The organism is Candidatus Poribacteria bacterium, assembly GCA_021295755.1.
Classification (GTDB): domain Bacteria; phylum Poribacteria; class WGA-4E; order WGA-4E; family PCPOR2b; genus PCPOR2b.
Genome location: JAGWBT010000038.1, coordinates 30,695 through 51,879 on the forward strand (window position 1 = coordinate 30,695; position 21,185 = coordinate 51,879).

At 50.4% G+C, this 21,185-nt stretch carries 21 protein-coding genes; 3 read left to right on the forward strand and 18 right to left on the reverse strand.

Annotated elements, in window-relative coordinates:
- The 15 genes from J4G02_07495 to J4G02_07565 form a co-directional block, all read right to left on the reverse strand.
- A partial coding sequence (locus J4G02_07495) for a hydantoinase/oxoprolinase family protein (protein ID MCE2394418.1) occupies window positions 1-1,394 on the reverse strand: 1,394 nt, incomplete at its 3' end.
- A 12-nt stretch (window positions 1,395-1,406) separates the two neighbouring features.
- Window positions 1,407-1,646, reverse strand: coding sequence for a hypothetical protein (locus J4G02_07500; GenBank protein MCE2394419.1), 240 nt, complete (start codon window positions 1,644-1,646; stop codon window positions 1,407-1,409).
- Window positions 1,647-1,690: 44 nt separating this feature from the next.
- Window positions 1,691-2,521, reverse strand: a complete 831-nt coding sequence (locus tag J4G02_07505) for a phytanoyl-CoA dioxygenase family protein (GenBank protein MCE2394420.1) — start codon at window positions 2,519-2,521, stop codon at window positions 1,691-1,693.
- Window positions 2,522-2,547: 26 nt separating this feature from the next.
- Complete coding sequence (locus J4G02_07510; GenBank protein MCE2394421.1) at window positions 2,548-3,381, reverse strand: phytanoyl-CoA dioxygenase family protein; 834 nt, start codon at window positions 3,379-3,381, stop codon at window positions 2,548-2,550.
- A 38-nt stretch (window positions 3,382-3,419) separates the two neighbouring features.
- Window positions 3,420-3,788: a hypothetical protein gene (locus tag J4G02_07515; GenBank protein MCE2394422.1), complete on the reverse strand. Its 369-nt coding sequence runs from the start codon at window positions 3,786-3,788 to the stop codon at window positions 3,420-3,422.
- Between the two features lie 374 nt (window positions 3,789-4,162).
- Complete coding sequence (locus J4G02_07520; protein MCE2394423.1) at window positions 4,163-5,335, reverse strand: FAD-binding oxidoreductase; 1,173 nt, start codon at window positions 5,333-5,335, stop codon at window positions 4,163-4,165.
- A gap of 130 nt (window positions 5,336-5,465) precedes the next feature.
- Complete coding sequence (locus J4G02_07525) at window positions 5,466-8,102, reverse strand: valine--tRNA ligase (GenBank protein MCE2394424.1); 2,637 nt, start codon at window positions 8,100-8,102, stop codon at window positions 5,466-5,468.
- Window positions 8,103-8,203: 101 nt separating this feature from the next.
- The gene (locus J4G02_07530; GenBank protein MCE2394425.1) at window positions 8,204-8,494 is read right to left on the reverse strand and encodes a hypothetical protein; all 291 of its coding nucleotides are present in this window, start codon (window positions 8,492-8,494) and stop codon (window positions 8,204-8,206) included.
- Window positions 8,495-8,562: 68 nt separating this feature from the next.
- Window positions 8,563-9,483 (reverse strand): UbiA family prenyltransferase, encoded by a 921-nt coding sequence (locus J4G02_07535; protein MCE2394426.1) that lies wholly within the window; start codon window positions 9,481-9,483, stop codon window positions 8,563-8,565.
- The gene (locus J4G02_07540; GenBank protein ID MCE2394427.1) at window positions 9,480-11,072 is read right to left on the reverse strand and encodes an N-6 DNA methylase; all 1,593 of its coding nucleotides are present in this window, start codon (window positions 11,070-11,072) and stop codon (window positions 9,480-9,482) included. The genes J4G02_07535 and J4G02_07540 overlap by 4 nt, the downstream gene beginning before the upstream one ends.
- A gap of 2 nt (window positions 11,073-11,074) precedes the next feature.
- On the reverse strand, window positions 11,075-12,025 hold the full coding sequence (locus tag J4G02_07545) for a XamI family restriction endonuclease (protein ID MCE2394428.1): 951 nt from the start codon (window positions 12,023-12,025) through the stop codon (window positions 11,075-11,077).
- 110 nt (window positions 12,026-12,135) lie between these two features.
- Window positions 12,136-13,155 (reverse strand): alcohol dehydrogenase catalytic domain-containing protein, encoded by a 1,020-nt coding sequence (locus J4G02_07550; GenBank protein ID MCE2394429.1) that lies wholly within the window; start codon window positions 13,153-13,155, stop codon window positions 12,136-12,138.
- Window positions 13,152-13,793 (reverse strand): hypothetical protein, encoded by a 642-nt coding sequence (locus J4G02_07555; protein MCE2394430.1) that lies wholly within the window; start codon window positions 13,791-13,793, stop codon window positions 13,152-13,154. Before J4G02_07555 ends, J4G02_07550 begins: the two co-directional genes overlap by 4 nt.
- On the reverse strand, window positions 13,780-14,193 hold the full coding sequence (locus J4G02_07560; GenBank protein MCE2394431.1) for a hypothetical protein: 414 nt from the start codon (window positions 14,191-14,193) through the stop codon (window positions 13,780-13,782). The genes J4G02_07555 and J4G02_07560 overlap by 14 nt, the downstream gene beginning before the upstream one ends.
- A gap of 39 nt (window positions 14,194-14,232) precedes the next feature.
- Entirely contained in the window at window positions 14,233-14,781 is a 549-nt protein-coding gene (locus tag J4G02_07565) for a TIGR00730 family Rossman fold protein (GenBank protein MCE2394432.1), read from the reverse strand.
- Between the two features lie 198 nt (window positions 14,782-14,979).
- On the opposite strand from J4G02_07565, the gene J4G02_07570 reads away from it, so the two are divergent.
- The 3 genes from J4G02_07570 to J4G02_07580 all read left to right on the forward strand — a co-directional run bounded on the left by J4G02_07570 (window position 14,980) and on the right by J4G02_07580 (window position 18,568).
- The gene (locus tag J4G02_07570) at window positions 14,980-16,245 is read left to right on the forward strand and encodes a Gfo/Idh/MocA family oxidoreductase (protein MCE2394433.1); all 1,266 of its coding nucleotides are present in this window, start codon (window positions 14,980-14,982) and stop codon (window positions 16,243-16,245) included.
- Window positions 16,246-16,272: 27 nt separating this feature from the next.
- Window positions 16,273-17,721 (forward strand): hypothetical protein, encoded by a 1,449-nt coding sequence (locus J4G02_07575; GenBank protein MCE2394434.1) that lies wholly within the window; start codon window positions 16,273-16,275, stop codon window positions 17,719-17,721.
- 67 nt (window positions 17,722-17,788) lie between these two features.
- Complete coding sequence (locus J4G02_07580) at window positions 17,789-18,568, forward strand: glucose 1-dehydrogenase (GenBank protein MCE2394435.1); 780 nt, start codon at window positions 17,789-17,791, stop codon at window positions 18,566-18,568.
- Window positions 18,569-18,641: 73 nt separating this feature from the next.
- Here the strand turns inward: J4G02_07580 and J4G02_07585 are convergent, their stop codons facing one another.
- The 3 genes from J4G02_07585 to J4G02_07595 all read right to left on the reverse strand — a co-directional run bounded on the left by J4G02_07585 (window position 18,642) and on the right by J4G02_07595 (window position 21,154).
- The gene (locus tag J4G02_07585; protein MCE2394436.1) at window positions 18,642-18,905 is read right to left on the reverse strand and encodes a hypothetical protein; all 264 of its coding nucleotides are present in this window, start codon (window positions 18,903-18,905) and stop codon (window positions 18,642-18,644) included.
- A 36-nt stretch (window positions 18,906-18,941) separates the two neighbouring features.
- Window positions 18,942-19,592 carry a ComF family protein gene (locus tag J4G02_07590; protein ID MCE2394437.1) on the reverse strand — a complete coding sequence of 217 codons (651 nt, stop codon included), beginning with the start codon at window positions 19,590-19,592 and terminating at the stop codon, window positions 18,942-18,944.
- 65 nt (window positions 19,593-19,657) lie between these two features.
- Window positions 19,658-21,154, reverse strand: coding sequence for a sigma-54-dependent Fis family transcriptional regulator (locus J4G02_07595; GenBank protein MCE2394438.1), 1,497 nt, complete (start codon window positions 21,152-21,154; stop codon window positions 19,658-19,660).
- Window positions 21,155-21,185: the final 31 nt, after the last annotated feature.

Here is a 21,185-nt window from a genome sequence, read left to right on the forward strand (position 1 = left end):
CCGCCAAACGCCGTCAATACAAAATCTCTGGGATCGTAACCGCGCTGGACGGAGACAAGTCGTAGGGCATTGACCATTGCAGCGTTGGCGATCTCCACGATACCGTGAGCGGCTTCCACAAGGTCAAGGTTCAACGGATCTGCGCATTTCTCTTGGATTGCCCGACGCGCTGCCTCAACGTCCAATTCAATCTCACCGCCCAAGAAGAAACTGGGGTTGAGTCGCCCCAACACCAGATTGGCATCGGTGATGGTCGGCTCAGTACCGCCTGCTCCATAGCACACTGGACCTGGATCCGCGCCTGCGCTCTGCGGTCCCACGCGCAGCACCCCGCCGGAATCCACCCATGCGATCGAACCGCCGCCGGCACCGATCTCCACAAGATCGATGACGGGGGTACGGATAGGATAGCCTGCACCGCGGGAGGCGCCCACACCGGTTTGAGCGGCTGTCCCTACCTCATAGTCTTTGGTTATCGTTGGTGTGCCGTTCTGGATAAGCCCTGCCTTCGCTGTAGTTCCGCCCATGTCGAAGGAGATGACATCTGGGCATTCCAGCGTCGTGCCGAGATAGGTCGCAGCGATAACACCCGCTGCGGGACCCGACTCCACCATGAAGACCGGTTTTTCGCTCGCAGCCGCAAATGTGAAAACCCCGCCGCTGCTCTGCATCACAAGCAATTCCGCCGCTAACCCTTCCGCCCGCAGCCGTGCCTCAATGCTCTGGAGGTAACGCCCGACAACAGGTCTAATGGAAGCGTTGATGACCGTCGTACTTGCCCGGAAATACTCCCGAAACTCCGGTGCGACCTCCGACGACAGGGAGATGATAGTGTCGGGGAGAATTTCACGTAAAATCTCGCCCGTCCGTTTCTCATGGTTCGGATTGATATAGGCGTGAAGGAAGCAGACAGCAATTGATTCCACCTCTTCTTGACGAAGTTGTGCTGCGGCGTTCCTGACTGCGGACTCATCAAGCGGCGTGAGCACATTCCCTTGCGCATCCAATCGCTCAGGTACGCCGAAGCATAGGTAACGAGGCGTCAGAGGACGAGGCTTTTCAAAGTGTAAATCGTAGAGCGATGGTCGTATCTGTCGCTGGATCTCTAGCAGATCGCGGAAGCCATCGGTTGTAACGAAGCCTGTACGGGCAACCTTCCCTTCGATGATTGAGTTAGTTGCTACAGTTGTGCCGTGAACGACATAACCAACCTCGTCCGGCGACACATCGGCTTCGCGTAGTATACGATGCGTTGCCTCCATAAAACCGTGTGACGGGTCTTGGGGTGTCGAAGGCACTTTGCCGACGCGAATCTCACCTGTTTCCTCGTTGATCAGGGTTGCATCGGTGAACGTTCCCCCGATGTCTACTCCCAGACGATACCTGAAAGCCATACGTACTCCCTCTTATTGCCCGTTAGTCATTGAAGTTAGGTTCTGTTTGAATTCATCAAGGTTTGGTGCCTGCATAGCTGACCGGTGCAACTGCTTGAGAAGTTGCAAATCTTCGATCGTCTCAATAGCCGACTTTAAGGTTTCAGCCGCACTTGGATGGAATCGAATCTCCAAAACGTCAAGGACATATTCGATACCCTGTTGTCTTTGTCCTCTTTCGGTAAAGTGTTGGACAATAGATGATTCGTACATGGTTTCCTCCAAGGGCTTGGCACTGTGGCACGGATCATCCCATTTTAAGCAAAGGGCCCCGGACGATGTTCACCCAAAAGCCGACGCTGGCGCAGTGTTGCTTTCGATAGAATTTCCGGGTCAAACTGAAAACTCAGAAAAGGTGGAAATCGTTGCGCGATCCACCGATTCGCGTAATGCACCTGCAGCAGATAGCGAACCTGATCGGTACGATTGGCACCCCCTCGATGCCACACATCGCTCCTGAAAACGATCACATCACCCGCTTGACAAAGAATTGACTGTTCCTCTGTTTCATTCCACTTATCCTGATCCCTTTCAGGGCGGACGCCGGCGCGATGACTGCCGGGGACGACACGCGTTGGCCCAAGGGCTTCGTACATATCATCTAAATAAAAATGAGCGGTCATAATCAGCGGTGGGATCTTGACCCGCGGATCAATCGCCACGTCATCGGGCAGCAGGATCGGCTTCCAGTCCGCGTGCATTTTCTGTTCCTCCCGCTTCCCCGTGTTCCATTGCGTCATCTGAATGATGTGACAATCTTCGCCCAGCGTATCTTCGACCAATTCGATGACGCCCGGTTTGTCTAGAAATTCGAGGTAGAGCGGATCTCGATTAAACGCATTCTGAATCGTTTTAATCCCGCTGCCTTCAGGATCAATAAAATCCCACCTCGGCGTTGCCACGCTTTTGATGCGGTCAGAACATTCGCGCAATTCCTGAACCTGTTCAGGGTTGAGAACCGCGGGAAGAAAAACAAAGCCATCGCGCTCCATCGCCTGCGATCGTTCTTCTCGACTCTCATAAGCGGTCAGCTCGGCGGCTAGCTTTGAGGACACCTCTGCTGTGGAGGTCTGCTGCGTTGGTTGCATCGGTCAATGCTCCTTCCTATGATCTCTTAAGCCAGTTTGGGTGGTAGACCCTCAGTCGTATTATAGCCGCCCCCAGCGGTGATGGGCCAGGATTGACCTCCCTTGAACTCGAAATCATCGCCAAGGCCGCACAACCACTGAAACAACCGGGCAACATGGATGGAGTCGTACCACTTTTCAAGCACCGAAACGTCTGGCATAAACTTCATCTGCATAAAGTCAGTAGAAGGATCGACCACCCAATCGCGTTGCGGCGGGACCGTCCGCCAATAGTTGTATTTAAGCAAGTTGCGGATACCGCTGCCGGTGGAGGAGGTGGCGCGGTGCCAAATACTGTAGTGCGTGATAAAAATTGAGCCCGCCGGTGCCGCCGTTTTTACACCCTTTCGGATGTTGCCGTAGTGACTCATGAAGCGGCGTTTGGCGCGGACTAAGTGTGAACTGGGCACCAATTCGGTCGGTCCCATCTCTTTCGGTGTGTCTTGGGGGTAGTAAAACACCTGTAAAAATTCGAGGCGTGTTGCGTCGATAGCGCCGCCGTCCCTATGCCAACCACAGTTCAAAGTCCTAGGACACTCGACACGGTGGTTGCTCATGATCATCGGCAGCTTGAAGTCCTTTCCCAGCAGCGACCGCACCGCACCCGCCGCCTGCGGATTTTTAAGGACGCCTTCGACGAACCAGTCTTCAGCGAGGATTTCGACCGGTTCTAGGTGAGTGTGTTCATCCATAAAGTCTGAGACGCGGTGATTAATTTCATCTGATACCACGCCTTCGAGGATGATAAATCCCTTCTGACAAAATTCGATTACCTCTTGATCTGTTAGCGTCGGTTCGCAATCGTATGTTTGATCGATCATTGGTAAAATCCTTTCGTGAAAGTGCTACGGTTGTGGGTTCACTTTTCAAGGATAAATTCGCAACCTAGCCCATAGGTTTCGTTTTCTCCCACTAACATCAGTGTCATTTCGGGAAACTTAACGATATGCCAACCGTCGAGCATTGCCTCATGCACGGTCTGGTAGGGCCAATCTTCAGGTTCGTCGGGACCGTTGTGTACGCCGTCACCATCGACGATTGACATGCCCTCAACCGCCGAGGTAACTGACGTATTTGTGGCTTGGAGATATAACAGGCGTTGGGGCTTTGCCGCTGCGTCCAATGCACCGTTAACGTTTTCCAACGCCCGCTGCAAATCCTGCTCCGCCAGCGTGCCCGCACGAAATTTGTCCAAACACTGTTCTAGCTGTTCCTTCACTTGAATCATATCTAAGCCTCTTTCAGTTTGGTAACTTCTTATGATAATGCAAGTTGCTAGACAACCCCGATAAATCGGGATTTCGGTGCGCTCAACCTGCCCCTACATTGGGTGGAATTCTTGTAGGGGCAACCCCCGATAGATCCCCGATAAATCGGGACAGGCGGGATGCAAGCGCTTGTGGTTTCCCTATCGTAGGTCGAGATATGAATCTCGACCTACATAAGCACAAGAGACCGACAATTACCCCGGTGGTTTAGAACAGATGGAACGGAGATCCCCGCTCCCTACGAACTAAGTCCCAGTCGGGGTTTTCGTAGGGAACAACGATCGCTGTTCCCTACAACTACTGCTATCAATACGCCCTAGCAACTTGCGTTAAATTAGTGTAGATTTGTGCGATTAGCGGACCTGAACCGCTCCGGACGATATGGAGCAAGCATTTCAACATGGGCACCATCAACGATTTCTACCGTTGCCAATTCTCCCACTAAAGGTGCCAACGTGACCCCGCTGTGCATCAAAGCGATATACAGATTGGGTGCCGCATCACAAAATCCTATGACCGGTAACTCATCGATCGGCATTGGGCGGTAGCCCACCGGTATTGGAATCGTTCGTGCACCGACAAGGGTTGGTAGGTAGTGGACAGCGCGACCCAACAGGTCGTCCGCATGTTCTTGGGAGTCGTCTTGGTCTACACTCTCCTGTGAGCCTTGACCGATAGCAAGTGTCCCATCGGCGGATTGTCGCAGGTGAATTTCATGTCGATTTTCGTCGATGGGTGGTAGGTGAAGCACTGAAACGTTCTGTAGTATCGGTGGCTGTGGATCGGTACGAACCACGACGCCGGGACTGTGCTGTTGGGGAATGTGAACGCTAGCCGTAGCGGCGAGTTCTGTTGTATCAGTTCCGCTTGCCAATACCACTACGTCACAACTGATCTCTTCGCTGGGGGTATTGACCGCCTTTATCTTTCCCCGCTGGTCGAGGCATAGTTCCGTGACCGGGGTGTGGGTATGCACCGAGGCTCCCGCCTCACACGCACGTTGTAGACAAGCTTCAATCACTTTGAATGGGTCCACCCGCCCGTCAATCTCCGAAAAAGAGGCTATCTCCACAGGGCCGGGAGAAAGACCGGGCTCAAGTTCGCGGAGTTCGTCACTCGAAATGATGCGGATAGGATATCCCCATGCCTGTAGTTGCTTGACACGTTGCCGCAACACCTCAACCCGCTCCGGCATACTTTCCCACCGAAGTTCACCGCCCCAATGCAGGTCGAGATCCCCTCCTAACCTGCGAGCAAATCGATCCCAGATATCCATTGATCGACGGTTGAAATGGTGATAGCTCACAGGATCTTTGCCGAAGGAATTTAGCCACGCAAAGGAGTGTCCCGACGCTCCCGCGCACGATTCATCCCGCTCAAGGACGGTCACGGCAATATCTTTGCGACGCGACAGGTGATAGGCTATTGATGCCCCAACAATCCCCGCGCCTACCACAACAATCCTTAACTTTTTCGCGTCAGAATAATCTCGCTCGCTTGTTGCCATTTCAACCCTTCACAATAACAGAAAAAGAAAACGGGAAAACAAGGGAGCATGTATGAGGAAACGCGTGTTTGCGCTCACTCGCCTCCTCAAAACCTCGCCTCCCTCCTTCCAGTCTCGTTTTCTTTACTGCTCAACCCAACATCTCTATATTCGTTACTAACTTTTCCTGTTCTGATTCAAGGACTGCAAGCCGGGCGCGTTTCTGCTCGACAACCGCTTCCGGGGCGCGGTTGACAAAATTCGGATTGTCTAACGTTTTCTGGGTGCCGGTGAGTTCTTTGACTACCTTGTCCAACCGCTTCTGCAAACGGTCTTTCTCCTTCTCAATGTCGATGATGCCCGCAAGTGGGATGTAGATCACAATGTCGCTAATCACTGCTACGGCGGCGGCAGCGGGCTTCTCCTGATGTTCAGCGATGGAGATTTGTGAGAACCGTGTGAACGCCGGCAGGTATTCCTCCAAATGTCCGTTGAGAAGTTCAGCCGTTTCCGGGTTCGGGGCTTGAATCCGGATTTCAACTTCGCTGGAAGGTGGCACATTCATCTCACCACGGACGCTGCGGATAGCATCGATAACGTCCATGATTGTCTGCATCGCCTCTTCCGCCTTCTTATCCGTCTCGGTCCCTTGCGGTTCGGGCCAAGGGGCGACCATGATGCTATCACCTTCGTGCGGGAGTCGCTGCCAGATCTCCTCTGTGATGAACGGCATGATTGGATGCAGCATTCGCATTGTGCCTTCGAGGATTTCAGAGGCAACCGCCTGCGCGGTATGTTTCGCCGTGGGGTCATCGGTATAGTAAAGACGCTGCTTGATGAGTTCGACGTACCAATCACAAAACTCGTGCCAGAGGAATTCATAGAGCGCGTGCGCAGCATCGCTAAAGTGGAACTCCTCAAAGCAGGTCGTCACCGTTTCCACGGTTGCGTTGTAGCGGCTGCGAATCCACTGATCGCACAGGATAAGATCCGTCGGCTGACCGGGCTGAAAATCATCAAGATTCATCAACAGCAAGCGCGAGGCATTCCAGATCTTGTTGGCAAACCGTTTACCCGCCTCGATTTGAGATTCAGCCAGGGCGATATATGGATTCGGCACAGCAGAAAATACTAGCGCGAATCGGAACGCATCGGCACCGTATTGGTGGATGGTTGGCACGGGGTCGATCGCGTTACCTTTCGACTTGCTCTGTTTCTGACCGTGTTCATCAGCGACCAGTGGATGGAGGTAGACACGGCGAAATGGCACTTCGTCCATACACTGGAGACCGAGCATCGCCATCCGGACGACCCAGAAGAAGAGAATATCCCACGCAGTCACCAACACAGAGGTCGGATAGAAAGTTTTGAGGCACTCTGTATCATCGGGCCAACCCATTGTCGAGAAGGGCCAAAGCCCTGAACTGAACCATGTATCGAGAACCTCCTCATCTTGCCAAATCTTTTCGGAATTGCAATGAGCGCATTGAGAAGGGGAAGTCACTGCCACCGTGAGTTCTTCACAGGCGTCGCAGTGCCAGATCGGGAGTTTGTGTCCCCACCAGCGTTGACGGGAAATGGGCCAAGGTTCGATATTTTCCATCCATTGATAAAATCGTCGTTCCTCACGTTCCGGGAGAAATACAATCTCACCGCGTTTCGTCGCTTCAATCGCACGTTCCGCAAGCGGTTTGACATTCAGATACCACTGTGGCGAGATGTACGGTTCAATAATCTGATTACACCGATCATGGTGTCCGACCGCATGGGGGTGCGGCACAATCTTAAGTAGATATCCTTGTTCACGCAAGTCCCCGACCAACACCTCGCGGCATTCAAACCGATCCATCCCTTGATACTTTGTTCCTGCATTCTCATTCAAACTCCCGTCCGGATTCAGTATGTTGACCTGCTCAAGTTCGTGCCGCTGACCGATTTCATGATCGTTTGGATCGTGGGCAGGTGTGACTTTCAGTGCTCCCGTGCCAAATTCCAGATCGACATATTCATCTGCTATGATCGGGAGTTCACGTCCAAGAATCGGTAGGATCGCCGTTTTGCCGATGAGGTGTTGATAACGTGTATCCTCCGGGTGGACAGCAACTGCCGTGTCACCGAGCATCGTTTCTGGACGCGTCGTCGCAATTTCAACGGATCCCTCTGAATCTTTAATCGGATACTTGATGTGATAGAAGTTTCCATCAATCTCAACAGGTTCAACCTCAAGGTTGGAGATGACGGTGCGGCAGTGTGGACACCAATTGACAAGATTTGCGTCGCGATAGATTAAGCCTGCATCGTAGAGTTTAACAAACGCTGTACAGACTGCTCTGGATAGCCCCTCATCCATCGTGAATCGTTCGCGCTCCCAATCACAGGAACAACCGAGTTGGTATAACTGATCGACGATGGTTGCGTGCGTTTCATCCTTCCAATCCCACATCCTCTCGATAAATTTTTCACGCCCCAGTTCATCACGGTTTGTTCCCCAAGCGGCGAGCTGTCTCTCCATGATGATTTCGGTGCCGATGCCTGCATGGTCGGTCCCCGGCATCCAGAGCGTATTGTAACCCTGCATCCGCCTCCAGCGAATCAGCGCGTCTTGCAATGTATTGTTGAGCGCGTGCCCAATATGTAAACTCCCCGTGATATTCGGGGGCGGAATCACAACCGAGTATGGGGGTTTATCAGATGTGTCAGCGGCATGGAAATAATCCTTGTCTCGCCAGTATTTATACCACTTTTCTTCGATGTCGTGTGGCGAATATGTTTTCGGAATATCGGTCATAGATTTTTATCCTCAGCTTGTTTATGTTTGGTAAAATTCGGCTTCAGTTAGATCAAATGCTTTCCTGATTCCTTCAAGGGCTTTGATGCTTAATTGTTGATTTAGATTTCTGAATCTAAGGTCACTTTTTTTGTGTGATTACTATACAAAAGCTTCCTCCACTCCGCCGGGGGAGCGGGTTGAAAAAGATGATCCATCAAATTGTTTTCAATCGCAAAAGTGATTTGCTCGGAAATCGCATCAACAATCATCGCTTCCGCGTCCGCCTTTGTATCACCATCAGTGACCAAATCCAATTGCAAACAGTGGGCAGTATAACAGTCTGTCTGTTTTTCAATAAGCACATCAAGGTGAAATAATTTTCGCTTAAATTTTGGATTTTCAACTTCCATTGGTTTCTCCAGCATCGTAGGGGGTTACGTGTCTATTGTAAATTCCACTAAATACAACGCATAATGCCTCACACTTCCCGCTTTGTCATTTCTAGCAAAGCCATCGTCACAAGCAGCAACGGCAAAATCACAAGCGCAGAACCCCACAGGGAGATCTGAACGCCGATGAGACAGGGGAAAAACATGATAGCCCCTACCATTGAGCCCTTGAGTGCGCGATAGCCGTTTTTCTCAGTCGGATTTAGGTAGAGGGGCAGACGGGTAATACTTGTCGCGAGCAGCGCAAAGACCACCCATAAGGTATAGTGCCAACTGATCCCTTCAAGCCAGTGTGGTAGCACGGCGACGATAAAAGACAATATAGTCGATACGGCAGCGCAGAAGAGGGCTGGCTTGATTCCCAATTGTAAGGGAGTGGTGGTGATGCCGAGTTTTTCATCCCGTTCGAGATCTTTGAAGGTCGTTGTGATGTGTGTTCCACAATCGTAGAGCGTCGTAGCGGCAAACGCATACCAAACCAAGCGTGGTACTCCCCCGCTTACAGCGAGTGCACCAAACACATTGAGCAAGCCAATGCCGAGAGGCAAGCTAATGCTTCCCAATATTCCACGTTCCTTGAAGAAGGCGTTGTATAAGTGGGAAATCATCACAAGGGCAACCACCAAAAGCCCTGCTTTGATGTGAAGCGTGAATCCCAAGATGACGCAGATGATGTAGGTGCTGCTCGCAGCGATGAGTACCTGCCGAGGCGTGAGTCGATCGGACGGGAGCGGGCGGTCCGGATTCACAACGGCATCCTGCTCACGGTGGAAGTAGTCGTTCTTCATCATACCTGCGAAATAACCGAGGAGTGCAATCAGCAACGTCAGTCCAACCCGCCAATTCCACTCACCTTCTGAAGCGATCAGTGCACCGGGCAGCGTCGCAGCAATCGGAATGGCAAAGAGAGGGTAGCGGATTAATTCAAGATAGGCTTTTAACGTATTCATGGCGATTTATTTTCAAGTAAGAAGAGTTGTTTGGACGTAACGGTGATTGATTGTAGCAATGGATCATCAGATAGCGGTACTCGGGCAAGTTCTTTGGGTTCAATCTTATTAAGTCCGCCACCATAAGTTCGTCCTTCATAAAGTAGATATTCATCCTTAGCCTGCTTCAGCAGATCGAACAACTGAGCGAGGAGATCCACATTGTTTTTACAAGCCTGTTGTACCTCTTGAGTCGGATAAAGCATCAGATAGACATTTGGACTGGTCGCCTGCGAATAATTTCGGAAGAACCGCAGTCCAGAATCCCCTGACTTAGTACGAGACATATAACTGCATAAAATAGGAGCCGCCAGTCGATTTTCTTGTTTGAACCATGGCCGTCGATGGCGGGTTATGTACCGGTCAGCAAACCCTTGTGATTTACCCCAATCGAGGTAAGCCTTTAGCGATGGATAAGCCCCGATTTCGCTTTCTTCCAAATCACAATCTAATAACACCAAAGATGGTTGAACGAGTGGGAAACCGTCATCGGCAGCGAATATTTTTTCATCATTTAGATATCTGGGACTTGGCAAGATTGGTCGTAAAAATTGTTCGGGCAGACCTTTATCACTGGCAACATCACGGCGCAAAATAAAAAACTGATTTGCACCGGTTGCTAGTCCTCGACGGACTTCAAAAAGGTCCCCAATCGTTGTTGTTTTGTTAAGCTGATGGACATCGCGCACAGTATATTGCATTGATTTGCTCGGAAGCGAGGTCCACTTGCTTACCTGTGCTAGCTGCCGTTGACGAATATGTGCACAGATACGCGGAGCCTTCAGGGTGCCGCCTAGCGAAAAAGTTACCTCACCTTCTTGTTCGGGCTTACGATTTTGAAAAATTAACACGGTTGAGGAAACAAGAGCATCGTCAAATTGCAGTGCTTCTGCATCAAAACGATGCATATGCCGTAAGGAAACCTGTTCAATTAAATAGCGTTTGACAACTTCTCCATACTTAACATCCATAAACTCAGAAGGGATAAGCCAGACGCCAAATCCATCTTGAGCTAACCACCGATGGGCTATCAAAAGAAAATAGCAGTACAGACCCGCTAGGCCGTTCAGGTTGAGTCCGACTGCGGCTTTGATTTTCTCTTGAAGATTCTGTTTTGTCTCCCGATCGAGGTGATGATGTCGAACATAAGGGGGATTGACAAGATGCAAATTGAACACAGGGGAGGTTGGAAAAGGCAATTGTGCAAAATCTGCTTTAATTACGTCCAGTCCCCGTGTTGCCCATAAATTTTTCGCGATTGAAGCAATTTGTGAGTCAAGTTCGATTCCAATGGCGTTTTCAATCTGTATTTTCGGGAAAGCGCGAAGCATTGCCGAGAAAAAAGCCCCCGTGCCCACAGCCGGATCTAGGAAACGAATCTTATCTGTTTCGGCAAAATATGTATCTCTGACAAATTCAACAATCTCGCGTGCAAGAGAGAAAGGAGTAGCGTATTGTCCCATTTTGTTGCGTTCAGAGGCACTTTTTAGACTATCTAGCTTTGTCTGTATGTCCTGCCGATCAGATTCGATCTGTTGAAGTGTTTTCATTTTTAGATTCCAAGTAACTCCATGTCTTCAATTCGGTGTTCCCAAATCCAGTCTATTCCCTCAGCTGCTTCGTAGCCTAGATAGCCAGCGTCAAAATATCCACAGAGAAACAGAATAAATTGGATATCTTCTCCATAACGCGCACGTAACTGATTGACTTTGGTTGCCTCTTCTTTTCGTCGCTTGTTCGTATTGGTAAAATCGCCAGCAGACTTGGCTTCAATCAAGATTGGCAAATCACCTGAATAATGCCCATGTGGCTGAACGACAACATCAACAGGAACATTGACGGTTCTATCTCTACCAGCTAGCACATTCAAACGAAAAGCAAACGTGCCGGGCAGTAGATCTCTGAAGGAGAGCCCGAGCTTGTGGAGCTGCTCGGTATAGTTACGTTTCTTCAAATACGCCGCAATCAAGGCGAGCTGTCTTTGTTCTTGGGCGTTACGGATAATTGGGTCGGAAACAGTTCCACACAACCGATCCGCTACAATAGTAGATGCCCGATTTTGTTCCAAATCTGTAGGAGCAGTTTTCCTCTCTAGCCAAGGGAAGATGTCGTAATCGAGCAGCTTAGCCAAAATTTCGGCTATGGATAACAACCTTTCAATTAGTTTTTCTTCACTCATGCGAGGTGGAATCTTCCCCTGTTCCATTGAGAGAACCAAGTGTTTACTCACATAAGCCAATCCTACTAACCGATCTTTTGCTATCGGTGGAGCAGTGCACATCCGCAAGATTGGAAGTATCGACGGATTTGCCTTTAAGGTCTCCGCATTCAGAAGGATGAGATTCTTCGTCAATCGAATTGTCTCTTGCACACGTTCGATTGTTTCTGTCCGTACCTCCCGATACGTTTTTGGTGCAGAACGCATGAACCAATCATTGTAGAGGTCTATTGACGCTGCGGCATCATTTTTCCATAGATGCGGTTTATCGGCGTTGACGAGCATACCTTTACTCATTGATAACAGTGATCAGATTTCGGTCATGATTTGATTCTATCCTTGAAAATGAACCAATTCCTCCAGCACGCTTTTAGGTATTACCCGGTTTCGTGTATTTACCCGCCGACTAGAACGCTTTTCACACCACGTTGCTGCCTGGCATTTTCAAACCCTTCAATCACTCCCTCAATCGGAAACCGATCCGTCAACAACGGCTTGAGGTTAATCTCGTCGTCGATAAGCAGTTGGCGGGATTCGCTCAAACTCCAGCGCGAGAATGCCCACGACGCCATCAGCTTGTGTCCCATGTAATGAAAATGCTCAAGGTTAATCCGCAGCTCCTGCCCGCCCGGTGCCAGCCCGAAGAAATTCACACAACCCCCACGCCTCACAATCTTAAAGGCGAGATCTATCGCACGCTGATTGTTGACCGTCGCAGAGATAACGGTATCCACACCGCCGCCGGTCTTCTCAATGAGTGTCTCCGCTTGCTCCGCCGTAATATCAAAGGTGGCATCTGCGCCAACTTCATCTACTGCACTTCGCCGATGTGCGAGTGGCTCAAGGACAGACGTCTGCAATCCCGCCTTTCTCGTCAGTTGCGCAAACATTAATCCAATAGGCCCCGCACCGAGGATAGCGACGTTTTTACCAAAAATTGTTTCGCGCATTGCATTGATACAACAGCCCAACGGTTCCAAAAAGATCAGTTCTTCCGGCGAAATCGTATCCGGTACAGAGATGAGTTTGCCTGTATCAATCCCGTGCTTCGGCATCCGGAGGTATTCAGCATATCCGCCGTCAATGTCGTGTCCGACTCCCTCAATGTTTGAGCAGTATTTGTCGAGGTCTGCCCGGCAGTACTCGCAGCTTCCGCAAGAGAGCATCGGGTTCACCGTCACCTTCTCTCCGACTTTCACATCGGGGTGTCGGCTTTCAACGACGACCCCGGCAAGTTCGTGTCCCATCACGACAGGCGGTGAGTAGTCGGTGATGTCCCCGTTGAGCGCTGCCAAGTCTGATGTGCAGATGCCGCATAGCTCGACTTTAATCAGGACATCGCCTGAATCGAGGGTCGGGATCGGCTTATCCTGTACGCTTAATTTCCCAGTTTCTTCAAAGACGGCAGCTTTCATGATGCGCCTCCGTTGTTTCGCACGGAACGAAGTTGTTCAAGTAGTTGACCACCAACTCTCACAACAGAGGCAGCAATATCGTCAGGAACTTCCGTGCCATGGACCGCGTAGTTGCAAACAGATGTAATTTCTTTCAACGCTCCAACCCAAGTAGGGGGTAAAATTTTTCGAGAAACAAGCTCTCGGGCGATTCCTGTAACCCCTAACGGACGAGAACTAATATCTGTCTGGTGATTGTAAGCGATGTGTCTGAGTTCCCGTTCAAGCTCCATCCGCAATTTTGCTAATGCCAATGAATTGTCTGAGCCAACTAGCTGACCTAGACTTAAATCCCACGGTTCTGCAACCTTCTCCCCATCAACAGGGGACGAGTTAGGTATTGTATGTCCTTCAGAAAGACTCTGGCTCACGAGAGCCTCATTAAAAGAGACATGAAAAAAAGAAGGTGATGCACTATTCTCTACGGATTGTTGAAATGCTGTCAGCGCAGCAACTGTGGTCATCCCTGCAATGAGCACCAATACCTGATTTACTTCGGGTATCATTCTGTCTTGTGCGACTAAGAAAAGCAAACCAGCTGTAAGCAAGGAAAGTAAACCACCAACTGCTAGACTATATGCTGCTCTATTCTTCCGCATTTTCTCCTCCTCTACCTTTTTCTCTAAAAATTCTTAAAAGTGCTTTCACGTAGTCCGGGACGAACCCAAAGAGTCCTGCCCCTGATATGAACAATCCTAGATAAGTCAAGCCACCAATAAGCATTCCTATACCGACGACAAACGCGCTAACAGAAAATACCATCTTATACCACACTTGTCTTTTTTCCGAGGAACGTTGATGTTTCTGATTTTTTGCCCCCTCATTCTGTCGTATGATTTCCCCACGTACCTGAGTCCAGAGAACAATATCTTGAGGATTATCTGCTTCGATAAGACGCTTCTCAATTGATGAAAGGACGGAAACCTCATCCGACTCGCGCTGAGTTAGAGTCGTAGGCTCATTCGGTGCAGTTGTGCTATTTCTTTGTTCTTGCGACATCTTCGATCTCAAGGGTGGTTTATGTATTCTATGGGCGATTCAACGGGTCAGAAACTCATCAAACTGCTTGAGCAGCACATCCGGGCTTTCATCAACCAGGATCAGTGAACGATGAGGTTTCCTGATAAATCCCTCTGAAACCGCGTAATCGAGGAAATCGGCTAACTTACTGTAATACTCGCATACATTCAGAAGACCGCACGGTTTACGGTGTAGACCGAGTTGGGTCCACGTCACCATCTCAAAGATTTCATCAATCGTGCCGAGTCCGCCGGGCAGCGCGATAAAGGCATCCGAAAGTTCAGCCATCAATCCTTTTCGATCGTGCATTGCGTCAACGACTCGCAGGTCGGAAAGCGCGTCGTGGGCGATTGCCTTTTCGATGAATATCTTGGGTACGACACCAATCACTTCGCCGCCACCTTCAAGAGCGGCGTTGGCAAGCTCACCCATCGTACCAACATCTGTACCGCCGTAGACAAGCCCGAGGTTTCTGCTTGCTAGGGCGTGGCCTAGCTGCCTTGCGGCTTTGGCATACGCCGGTTTACTTCCCATGCTTGATCCACAGAATACACACACCCGCTTCATTCTAACACACTTTCTTGGTTAGGTCGGTTTGATTTAGTTCATAGATTTTATCAGAAACCTCGGTCGCATTGCAAGGCAATTGTCAATTCCGATAGATTGCTGCACCGAGCTCAAATCTTTTTGGTATTGACATCCGCCTATACCCTCTTTATAATGAGCAGACTATATTCTTTATTTCGGTTTAATGGGAGAAGAACAGTGAATCAGAAGATTCGATTAGCCATTGTTGGCTGTGGGGGTATGGGGCATCGTCATCTGTACGGGCTTGCAGAGCTGCACCGTGTGGGATGGGAACGATTTGAGCTTGTTGGGGCGTGCGATCCGGTACGCGATAACGCTGAATCCCTCGCCGATCAAGCGGCAACACATTTTGGGGTACGACCAACTGTCGTTGCGGATCTGGATGGACTTGCAGCACTGAATGTTGAAGCGGTTGACGTGACGACAACGCCGCGATACCACCACACAGTTGCTGTTGAGACGTTGAAGCGGGGTTGGCACACGATGGTCGAGAAACCGATGGGACTGACCGTCCGTGCGTGTAACCTCATAGCGCGTGCAGCTGAAGGGTCTGACGCGATTTTAAGCGTAGCGGAAAACTATCGGCGAGACCCTATTAACCGCTTGGCGAAGGCGCTGATAGATGCCGGCATCATTGGTACTCCACGCTTTCTCATCCATCACGCTATCGGCGGTGGCGACCGGATGTTGATTTCTGTATGGCGTCACCAAAAAGACCAAAGTGGTATACTGCTTGATGTTGGTGTTCACCACTCCGATATGATGGAGTACCTGCTCGGCGATGTTGAAACGGTATACGCAAAGACGAGACTCCATGAACCCATCCGCAAGAATCCCGCAGCAGGCGGTGGTGAGGCTGGATCGAATCCCGGCGGCGTCTATGGTCGCTGGCAGGTAAAGATGCCCGCTGAATTTGAAGCGACCGCCGAGGATGCTGCTTACGCAACGTTGACTTTCAAAAACGGTGCGGTGGGGCAGTACATCGAAGACCATGCCGGTCGCGGTCAGGGTGTGTGGTCTCGACAGGTTTACGGTTCGCGTGGTTCGATGAGCTTGCCGGGGGATCGCAGCGGAGGAAATATTGTACTAAACATTGATGGCGAGGCCCCTATCGATGATGAAGGGATACTAGAGTATGTCCCCGATTTTCGGCTTGATGCCGTGACATCGGATTTGTGGGGCGAAAATCGACTGTGGCGTTACGAATTCCCGTTTCCTGAAATAGATCGAAAAATTATCGCTATCGAATATGGGGATTTTGCACAAGCGATAGCAGGAGAGCATCCAGTCGAAGTGGACGCCGCACAGGGGACACGATCTGTGGCTGTCTCTTACGGGATGCTGGAGTCCGGTGAAATTGGGCGTATTGTCACTATTGATGACATGCTTGTTGAGCGAGTTGATGACTATCAGAACGAAATTAACGAAAGCCTAGGAATATAGTATTAGAAATTGCAATAGGGGTGGAATATGGCAACTCGATCGGCGGAAGACTACAAGGCGAGCTTAAACGATGGGCGCACCCTATTTTTTAAAGGAGAGCGCGTGGACGATGTCACCCGTCATCCAGATTTAGGCGTTGGGGTGGAGCACGCCTCGCTCGATTTTGCGCTCGCTGAGGATGCGGCGCATCAAGATCTGATGACCGCCAAAGTCCCTGAAACGGGCGAAATGATCAGCCGGTATTTTGTAAGCCCTACCAACACGGATGATCTGCTAAAACGGCGCGAGATGATCGAAACCAGCACTCGGCTCGGCGGTGGGGTAGTGTTGCTGATCAAAGAGATTGGATCAGACGCGCTCTTTGCACTCTCCTTGGTCGCCAAACGAATTGATGAGGGTTACGGCACGGACTACCTCAAGCGGGTGGAGGCGTATCACCAACACTGTCAGCAGGGCGATCTTAGTATGGCGGTTGCACAGACCGATGTGAAAGGCGATCGAAGCCTTGCCCCCTCTGAACAGACGCATCCGGATTACTACGTCCGTGTGGTTGAAGAGCGGGAGGATGGGATCGTTGTCCGGGGTGCGAAAGCACATACCACCTGCGCTCCCTACGTGGACGAAATCATTGTGCTGCCAACACGGAATCTGACAGAGCAGGATAAAGATTACGCCGTTGCCTTTGCTGTTCCCGCCAATGCTCCCGGCTTGAAAATGATTGTCAGCCCCTTTGGTGCCTCGTCATCCAGCGATTTTCATAATCCTGTCAGCTCCCATCACCGAATGATTGAAAGCCTTACAATCTTCGACGACGTTTTCGTTCCAAAAGAACGGGTCTTCATGAATGGGGAATGGGATTTTGCGGGCGGGTTAGCTACCACCTTCGTCCAGTTCCACCGATTTACTGCTGTCTCCTATAAGCCTCCGCTGTGTGACCTCCTGACCGGTGCTGCTGCACTAATCGCCGAGCACAACGGCATCAGTCGTGCAAGCCATGTTCGCGAGAAGTTGATGCACCTCATTAACTACGCCGAAACGGTTCGCGCCCTGAGCAAAGCCGCCGCTGTCGATTGCGTCCAGATCGATGGGGTGGCGATTCCCAATTCGATTATCACCAATGTTGCCAAATTTTACTTTGCCAGCAACTATCACCAAATGGTTAGTTACGTGCAGGATATCGCCGGTGGGCTTGTGGTCACTGGACCTTCAGAGGAGGATCTCACAAACCCTGAAACCCGAGATTATATCGAAAAATACTTGGGCGGAGCCGCAAGGGTTCCAACGTTAGATCGACTCAAGTTGGTGAACCTGGTTCGGGACCTGACTGCCTCTGATTTTGGCGGTTATAACGAACTGCTTGCTATCCACGCTGAAGGTTCCCTTGAGGCGCAGAAGATTACCATTTATCGGGAGTATGACTTGGAACGGTGTAAATCCTTGGCTAAACAAGCAGCGGGGATAGAGGATAACGCATAGCGGAGCAGAGAATTCCGTTTCGAGCGTTTACAGCTATGCCTGTCTGGAGAAAGAGAGAAACCGAACCATGGGAGCGGGGAAAAATCCGTCTGTGTTTGACCTCACCGGTCAGCGTGCAATCGTAACCGGCGCATCGCGAGGACTAGGTCGTCATTTCGCGCTTATGCTGGCGCGGGCCGGAGCGGAGGTGGTTCTGGCTGCCCGTGGAATTGACCGGTTGGAGACCGCTGTCAAGGCAATCGAAGGGTTCGGTGGTTGTGCTGTTGTGGTGCAGGTTGACGTGGCTGACAAAGAGAGCGTCAGGGAATGCATCGAAACAGCGGAGAATACGCTCGGTCCCATTAATATCCTCGTCAATAATGCCGGTATTGCTGTGACCAAGCCGATGCTTGAACACACCGAGGAGGACTGGGACTCGGTGCTTGACACCAATCTCAAAGGTGTTTGGCTGATGGCGCAGGAGGTCGCACGACGTATGGTTCACCGCGGACAGGGTGGGAGCATCATCAATGTCGCCTCGGTACTCGGAGAACGTGGGATTGCACAATTGCCGGGATACTGCGCTTCCAAGGGCGGGATTATCAACCTGACGCGAGCGATGGCGATCGAGTTGGCACCACATGAGATACGGGTCAACACCATTGCGCCCGGTTATATTGAAACCGATATGAACCGTGAATTCTTCGCCACGCAGGCCGGTCAACACCTGATTAAACGCATTCCTCAACGCCGATTGGGGCAAGTTGAAGACCTTGACGGGATGTTGCTACTGCTGGCTTCCGACGCATCTCAATATATGACCGGCAGCGTTATTACCATTGATGGTGGTCAATCTGCTTCATTGTAGTTGTTTATAGTAAAATGGGCAGGCAGTAGGGGGCACGCCTTCCAAATCGCGACAGTCGGGAATCGGATCCCTCCTACTTGGGTTTGGGTGATGTCCTGCGCAGTTTTGCAATGAAAATTACAAGAAGGGCAGCCGCATTGCCGGCAAGAAGCGCACTCAAAATACCTGTCAACAGAACAAACCCGCCGATGCGTATCGCTCCCTCCCCAAATGGGCACGACCAGTACCCCTTACCAAAGGCAAAGGCAGGAATTAGTGTGCCTAGCAGGAATCCAACCACAGCAGCGACAATTGTGATAGTTTGGTATTTTTTTATCGGTAAATGAACTTCTTGCATTTTAGCCCTCGTGCCTTCTTTCCGATCTATACTTTTTTATGGTGATGGTCTTGTGCGGGTTAGTGTTAGGACATCGACAAAGTCAGGACTAGCAACCTGTAAAACCTTGAGGGCTTCATTAATCGTTGTTCCCGTTGTGAAAATATCATCAATCAGTAGAATCTTCCGACCCTGAATAGAATCCGGCGACCGAACTTCAAAAGCCCCGGCGATGTTTTTCATCCGCTCTTCGTGCGATCCCAGACTACTCAATGGAACTGTGTCCCTAATACGAAAGAGAATATCAGTCCGGACTGGCACACCCCAAACCTGAGCGACGCCTTGAGCAATCTGTTCAGCTTGGTTAAATCCTCGCTGCCGAAGACGGTTTGTATGGAGGGGGATTGGGAGCAGGAAATCGTAGCCTGTAGAGGCTAGATCTTCAGGAAGGTGCGTTTGCAGCAATTGGTTCAGGTGTTTTGAGATAACCTGTTTCTTCTCATATTTCATCAGATGGACAGCTTCGCGCAGGGTGGGTTCGTAAAAGGCAATCGCTCGGAGCTTCCCAAATAGAGGGGGATGCTCGCGGCAATCTGCACAAACGGCACTCCAGCAAGGCAGCCCGCAAATCTGACACCAAGGCGGCTTGAGCAATTCGATCTGTTCCCAACAGTCATCACAGAGATAGTGCACCTTACCTACGCCCATTGGTGTCTCACAGCGTCGGCATTTTGCAGGAAATACAAACGTGATCAAAGGTGTCAGCCATCTGTTCATGTTTTCACTTCTATTCCCAATTTTTTTATCTTTTGCATTAATGTTGTACGGCTGATTCCTAGGAGTTTTGCTGATTTCGTCTGGTTGTCTTCGACCGCCTCAAGGATGCACTTGATTAGTGTACGATCAACGGCATCAATGACTTCGTCGTAGAATGCTTCATGCGCTTGTGCTGCGGCATCTTTGGTGGTTTCTTTCAATACTGATTCAAGCACTATTTCGAGACGAGATTGGGTCGATTCGCGCCTTCCTTTGTAATTCAAAATTTCTGGCGGAAGGTGTTCTGGCAAGATAACGTCTGCCCGTGAAAGGACAGCTGCACTTTTAACGGTGTTCTCTAGCTCCCGCACATTTCCGGGCCAATCGTACTGTTGTAAGAGTTCCATACAGCCCGGCGAAATCCCTCGAACGTTTTGCCCAAGCTCGGCGCTGGCAGCCTGTAGAAAGTGGTCGACCAGCAGCGGGATATCCGCAGCCCGTTCGCGCAAGGGTGGAAGGTTAATTGAAAGCAGGTTGAAGCGATAGTAGAGATCTTCGCGAAACTTACCCAGTCTGACCTCTTCAGCGAGGTCCTGATTGGTTGCAGCGATGATACGGACATCCACTTTCAGTGGACGGGTTCCACCCAGCCTTTCTATTTCCTGTTCCTGCAAAGCCCGTTGCAGTTTTACTTGTAGCACTGGGCTCATATTACTGACCTCATCAAGAAACAACGTACCGCCATCTGCGAGTTCAAATCTACCGGGCTTGCCTTTGGCATTTGCCCCTGTAAATGCGCCCGCTTCATAGCCAAAGAGCTCGCTTTCAAGCAGGTCATCGGGAAGGGCACCACAGTTGACTGGAACGAAGCTTTTATCCTGTCGTGAACTGTTAGAATGGATGGAGTGTGCGATTAACTCTTTGCCTGTTCCACTTTCACCTTCTATCAGTACCGTGACAGTGTTATTCGCTATCATCCCGATTAGTTTATAAATCTCCTGCATCTGTGGACTTCTACCGATTAAGCGATGTTCCTGTGGCTGCGCTGGTAATTCGACCTCCTCCGAGGGGAGTTCAGTAGGCGGCATTTTACTGCGTTCAATTTGCATCTGTGTGGCGCGATCGAAAATTGCTTTTACCTGATCCAGATCTATTGGCTTGGGGATGAAATCAAACGCATGCAGCTGCATAGCTTGAATGGTTGTCTCCACATTATCGTATGCTGTCATGACAATCACGACTGCATCCGGCTGCAGAACTTTGATCTGCTTCAATGCCTCAAGCCCATTCATGCCAGGCAATCGTACATCGAGCAGAACGATATCAGGGGTTTCCGACTGAATCTTTCGCAAGCCTTCCTCTGCATTGTTAGCGATAATGGATCGGTGCCCCTCATCTGTCAAAAATTGCTCGAAAGCCCAACAGATTTTTTCATCATCATCAACGACTAAGACATTTTTGACTGTTCCCAACGTTGAAACATTGGGATTCTTAATAGACTGACTGGTAGACATTTGTTATCTCCATGCTATCTTCCTGATTCGA

What these genes read in the sequence shown, in the direction of transcription:
- J4G02_07500 (MCE2394419.1), bottom strand. Translation starts at nt 1,646, where the DNA reads ATGTACGAATCATCTATTGTCCAACACTTTACCGAAAGAGGACAAAGA.
- J4G02_07505 (MCE2394420.1), bottom strand. Translation starts at nt 2,521, where the DNA reads ATGCAACCAACGCAGCAGACCTCCACAGCAGAGGTGTCCTCAAAGCTA.
- J4G02_07510 (MCE2394421.1), bottom strand. Translation starts at nt 3,381, where the DNA reads ATGATCGATCAAACATACGATTGCGAACCGACGCTAACAGATCAAGAG.
- J4G02_07515 (MCE2394422.1), bottom strand. Translation starts at nt 3,788, where the DNA reads ATGATTCAAGTGAAGGAACAGCTAGAACAGTGTTTGGACAAATTTCGT.
- J4G02_07520 (MCE2394423.1), bottom strand. Translation starts at nt 5,335, where the DNA reads ATGGCAACAAGCGAGCGAGATTATTCTGACGCGAAAAAGTTAAGGATT.
- J4G02_07525 (MCE2394424.1), bottom strand. Translation starts at nt 8,102, where the DNA reads ATGACCGATATTCCGAAAACATATTCGCCACACGACATCGAAGAAAAG.
- J4G02_07530 (MCE2394425.1), bottom strand. Translation starts at nt 8,494, where the DNA reads ATGGAAGTTGAAAATCCAAAATTTAAGCGAAAATTATTTCACCTTGAT.
- J4G02_07535 (MCE2394426.1), bottom strand. Translation starts at nt 9,483, where the DNA reads ATGAATACGTTAAAAGCCTATCTTGAATTAATCCGCTACCCTCTCTTT.
- J4G02_07540 (MCE2394427.1), bottom strand. Translation starts at nt 11,072, where the DNA reads ATGAAAACACTTCAACAGATCGAATCTGATCGGCAGGACATACAGACA.
- J4G02_07545 (MCE2394428.1), bottom strand. Translation starts at nt 12,025, where the DNA reads ATGCTCGTCAACGCCGATAAACCGCATCTATGGAAAAATGATGCCGCA.
- J4G02_07550 (MCE2394429.1), bottom strand. Translation starts at nt 13,155, where the DNA reads ATGAAAGCTGCCGTCTTTGAAGAAACTGGGAAATTAAGCGTACAGGAT.
- J4G02_07555 (MCE2394430.1), bottom strand. Translation starts at nt 13,793, where the DNA reads ATGCGGAAGAATAGAGCAGCATATAGTCTAGCAGTTGGTGGTTTACTT.
- J4G02_07560 (MCE2394431.1), bottom strand. Translation starts at nt 14,193, where the DNA reads ATGTCGCAAGAACAAAGAAATAGCACAACTGCACCGAATGAGCCTACG.
- J4G02_07565 (MCE2394432.1), bottom strand. Translation starts at nt 14,781, where the DNA reads ATGAAGCGGGTGTGTGTATTCTGTGGATCAAGCATGGGAAGTAAACCG.
- J4G02_07575 (MCE2394434.1), top strand. Translation starts at nt 16,273, where the DNA reads ATGGCAACTCGATCGGCGGAAGACTACAAGGCGAGCTTAAACGATGGG.
- J4G02_07580 (MCE2394435.1), top strand. Translation starts at nt 17,789, where the DNA reads ATGGGAGCGGGGAAAAATCCGTCTGTGTTTGACCTCACCGGTCAGCGT.
- J4G02_07585 (MCE2394436.1), bottom strand. Translation starts at nt 18,905, where the DNA reads ATGCAAGAAGTTCATTTACCGATAAAAAAATACCAAACTATCACAATT.
- J4G02_07590 (MCE2394437.1), bottom strand. Translation starts at nt 19,592, where the DNA reads ATGGGCGTAGGTAAGGTGCACTATCTCTGTGATGACTGTTGGGAACAG.
- J4G02_07595 (MCE2394438.1), bottom strand. Translation starts at nt 21,154, where the DNA reads ATGTCTACCAGTCAGTCTATTAAGAATCCCAATGTTTCAACGTTGGGA.